Raw genomic sequence first — 3,380 nt, 5'->3', positions numbered from 1 at the left:
ACCGTCCGCGACCGCACGGCCGCGCGGGTGGGACGCGCCGCGGGCGGGGCCGTGCGGCGCGGTGGAGATCACCCGAGACACACCGCACAGCAGGGCGGAGATCCACGACGTGGCGAGGCGGGCGCTCAGGCCTGACAATGGGCGGATGACGTCGACCGGAGGTTTGAGTCCGGCCACCCGCGAACGGCTGGAACGCGAGCTGGAACAGCTACGGCAGCAGCGCGCGGCCATGGCACCGCGGCTCGGTGAGGACCCGTTGGGTGACAGTGCCGACCAGGCGGATCTGCTCGAACGCGCGGAGCTGGCCTCGCGCCTGGACCGGCGCATCGCCGAGATCACCGATCTGCTGCACGGCGGGCCGTCCCAGGAGGCGGAGAGCGGGTTGCCGTCCGGCACGAAGGTGACCCTGCGGTTCGCCGACGGTGACACCGAGGACCTGACCGTGGTCGGCCACGTCGACGAGGCCGAGGACGACGCGACCGCGCTGACCTCCGACAGCCCGCTCGGCCAGGCCATCGCCGGCCACGGGGAGGGCGACACGATCACCTACCGCACCCCCGGCGGCGAGGCCCACGCGGAGATCGTCACCCTCACCCTCCCCACCTGACCGGCACCCCGGCCCGCGAGTCGCCACTCCAGGCCGGTGAGTTGCCACTCCAGGCTCGCGAGTCGCCACTCCAAGTCCGCGAGTCGCCACCCCAGGTCGGTGAGTTGCCACTCCAGACCGGTGAGTTGCCGCTCCAGGCCGGTGGGTTGCCGCTCCAGTCCGCGAGTCGACGTTGACAGCGTCTCGGGCAGCGCGACGGCCGTCCGCGGCTTCCCGGGTCGGTTCGACGGGTCTCGGCCGACCCGTGGGTCGGGAATGTCATCTCGCGGTCCGGGGGTGGCGACTCGCGGTTCCGGAGTGGCGACTCGCGGGCCCGAAGCGGCAACTCGCGGTTCCGGAGTGGCGACTCGCGGGCCTGGAGTGGCGACTCGCGGGTTCGGGGTGGGGGCCGGGGGTCAGGGGAGGTGGTCGAAGCCGGTGGTGAGGGCGGTGAGGGCGCGGTCCAGGAGGGTGGTCAGGTCCGTGGTGGCGTCGTCCGTGCTGAGCCACTGTTCGTAGGCGGCCAGGGCGATGCCGAGGGTGGCGTAGGCCAGGGTCTGCGGCCACAGCGACGTCACCGGCGTCCCGAGGCGCTCGGCGGCGAACTCGGCGACCACCGCCCGCCAGTCCGCGTAGCGCAGGGTGGAGTGCGCCTGCAGCGCGGGCACGCGCAGGATCAGCTCCAGCCGCGCGCGGTGGCGCGGCTGTTCCTCCGGCTCGACCCGGTTGAACTCCACCACCGCCGTCCGGATGGCCTCGGTCAGCGGCTCGTCGGTGGGGCGGGCGCGCAACCGCGCGCGCATCCGTCCCAGGTGGGCGTCGAAGTCGCCCCACACGACGTCGTTCTTCGAGTCGAAGTAGCGGAAGAACGTCCGCCTGCCGATACCCGCCGCACGGGCGATGTCGTCCACGGTGGTCGCGTCGAATCCTTCCCGCCCGAACAACGCGAACGCCACCCGCTCCAGCTCGTCGTGGCTGGTCGACCTCCGTCTGCCCGGGCGCGCGGTCGGCTCCGGATTCGTCTCGGCCATAACCCCTTCCATTTGGCACTCGGTGCCATTACTGTGGCACGCACGGTCGTCATCCCTACTCGACGAGGAGTAGCCTCCCATGAACGAAGCCGAGACCACGGTCGACACGAGCGCCCCCGCCACCGATTCCGACACCGTCGAGGAGGACCTCCTCGTCGAGGACGTCTCCATCGACGGCATGTGCGGTGTCTACTGAGGCCGAGGCCGAGGTCCGCACCGAACCGTTCGATCCGGCCCGGCCGTACCGGCTCTCCCCGGATGTCGCGCTGCGGCCGGAGCCGTTCGGTGCGCTGGTGTACGACTTCGGCACCCGACGTCTGTCCTTTCTGAAGACCCAGCTGCTCGTCGACGTGGTCCGTGAGCTGGAGAACCAGCCGGACGTGCCGGCCACGCTCGACTCGGCGGGGGTCCCCGCCCCCGAACGCACCCGGTATCTCGACGCGCTGGCGGGCCTGTTGTCCGCGGGCACGATCGAAGCACGATGAGAGGTGGCCATGAAGCTGGTCGAACACTTCCAGCACGGCCTGGACGCGCCGATCTGCCTGACGTGGGAGTTGACCTACGCCTGCAATCTGTCCTGTGTGCACTGTCTGTCCGCGTCCGGGCGGCGTGACCCCCGCGAGCTGTCCACCGACGAGTGCAAGGCCGTCATCGACGAGCTCCAGCGTCTGCAGGTCTTCTACGTCAACATCGGCGGCGGCGAGCCGACCGTGCGGTCGGACTTCTGGGATCTCGTCGAGTACGCCGTGGATCACCGGGTCGGGGTGAAGTTCTCCACCAACGGGGTGAAGCTGACGCCCGAGCGGGCCCGGTGGCTGGCGGCGACCGACTACGTCGACGTGCAGCTCTCCCTGGACGGCGCCACCGCGGAGGTCAACGACCACGTCCGCGGCCCCGGCTCGTTCGACACCGCGCTGTCCGCGATGGGGAACCTGGCCGACGCGGGCTTCACGAACTTCAAGATCAGCGTCGTGATGACCCGGCACAACGTCGACCAGCTCGACGACTTCAAGCGGCTGGCCGACGACCACGGGGCACAACTGCGGATCACCCGCCTGCGCCCGTCCGGCCGCGGCGCGGACACCTGGGACGAACTGCACCCGACCGCCGACCAGCAGCTCCAGCTCTACAACTGGCTGGTCGAGCACGGCGAGAACGTGCTCACCGGCGACTCGTTCTTCCACCTCAACGCGCTCGGCTCCACCCCGCTGCCGGGGTTGAACCTGTGCGGCGCGGGCCGGGTGGTGTGCCTGATCGACCCGGTCGGGGACGTCTACGCCTGTCCGTTCGCCATCCACGAGGAGTTCCTGGCGGGCAACGTGCGCGACGAGGGCGGATTCACCCGGGTCTGGCGCGAGTCGGACCTGTTCACCCGGCTGCGCGAACCGCAGACCGGCGGGGCCTGCACCTCGTGCTCGGCCTACGACTCGTGTCAGGGCGGGTGCATGGCCGCCAAGTTCTTCACCGGGCTGCCGCTGGACGGGCCCGACCCGGAGTGCGTCAAGGGCAACGGTGAACGCGCGCTCGCGGGGGTGGGCGCCGGTGTGCCCAAGCCGGACAAGGACCATTCCAAACCCGGCCGCAAGCGGGTGTCGGTGCCGATCGGTTGGGGTCCGCCGGAGGACGCGACGGCGTCCACACCGGACCGGATTCCGGACCGTGCGTGCGACACCAGCCCGCTGGCGGGGTTCCGCCCCTGACCCGACCGGCCCGCCGGTCCCCACCCACGACGGTCGTCCCCGCACCCACCGGGGACGACCGTC

The 3,380-nt window shown here is 71.2% G+C and carries 5 protein-coding genes; 4 read left to right on the top strand and 1 reads right to left on the bottom strand.

Annotation, left to right across the window (positions count from 1 at the left end):
- Window positions 1–145 precede the first annotated feature (145 nt).
- Complete coding sequence (locus tag ACTIR_RS0102000) at window positions 146–607, top strand: GreA/GreB family elongation factor (RefSeq protein WP_007026931.1); 462 nt, start codon at window positions 146–148, stop codon at window positions 605–607.
- A gap of 395 nt (window positions 608–1,002) precedes the next feature.
- On the opposite strand, the gene mftR is transcribed toward ACTIR_RS0102000, so the two are convergent.
- The gene (mftR, locus tag ACTIR_RS0101995) at window positions 1,003–1,617 is read right to left on the bottom strand and encodes a mycofactocin system transcriptional regulator (protein ID WP_034237886.1); all 615 of its coding nucleotides are present in this window, start codon (window positions 1,615–1,617) and stop codon (window positions 1,003–1,005) included.
- Window positions 1,618–1,696: 79 nt separating this feature from the next.
- Here mftR and mftA point away from each other — a divergent pair, with 79 nt between their 5' ends.
- The 3 genes from mftA to mftC are packed head-to-tail and all read left to right on the top strand — an operon-like array spanning window position 1,697 to window position 3,317.
- On the top strand, window positions 1,697–1,813 hold the full coding sequence (gene mftA, locus ACTIR_RS0101990) for a mycofactocin precursor MftA (protein ID WP_026453033.1): 117 nt from the start codon (window positions 1,697–1,699) through the stop codon (window positions 1,811–1,813).
- Complete coding sequence (gene mftB / locus ACTIR_RS0101985; protein ID WP_026453032.1) at window positions 1,803–2,102, top strand: mycofactocin biosynthesis chaperone MftB; 300 nt, start codon at window positions 1,803–1,805, stop codon at window positions 2,100–2,102. Before mftA ends, mftB begins: the two co-directional genes overlap by 11 nt.
- A gap of 9 nt (window positions 2,103–2,111) precedes the next feature.
- Entirely contained in the window at window positions 2,112–3,317 is a 1,206-nt protein-coding gene (mftC, locus tag ACTIR_RS0101980; protein WP_026453031.1) for a mycofactocin radical SAM maturase, read from the top strand.
- The last annotated feature ends 63 nt before the right edge of the window (window positions 3,318–3,380 follow it).

Origin of the sequence: Saccharomonospora iraqiensis subsp. iraqiensis (assembly GCF_000430445.1) — a bacterium.
Classification (GTDB): Bacteria; Actinomycetota; Actinomycetes; order Mycobacteriales; family Pseudonocardiaceae; genus Saccharomonospora; species Saccharomonospora iraqiensis.
The sequence above is the reverse complement of the archived record's forward strand: the minus strand, read 5'-3'. Positions and strand labels throughout refer to the sequence as shown.

What these genes read in the sequence shown, in the direction of transcription:
- mftR (WP_034237886.1), bottom strand. Translation starts at nt 1,617, where the DNA reads ATGGCCGAGACGAATCCGGAGCCGACCGCGCGCCCGGGCAGACGGAGG.
- ACTIR_RS0102000 (WP_007026931.1), top strand. Translation starts at nt 146, where the DNA reads ATGACGTCGACCGGAGGTTTGAGTCCGGCCACCCGCGAACGGCTGGAA.
- mftC (WP_026453031.1), top strand. Translation starts at nt 2,112, where the DNA reads ATGAAGCTGGTCGAACACTTCCAGCACGGCCTGGACGCGCCGATCTGC.
- mftA (WP_026453033.1), top strand. Translation starts at nt 1,697, where the DNA reads ATGAACGAAGCCGAGACCACGGTCGACACGAGCGCCCCCGCCACCGAT.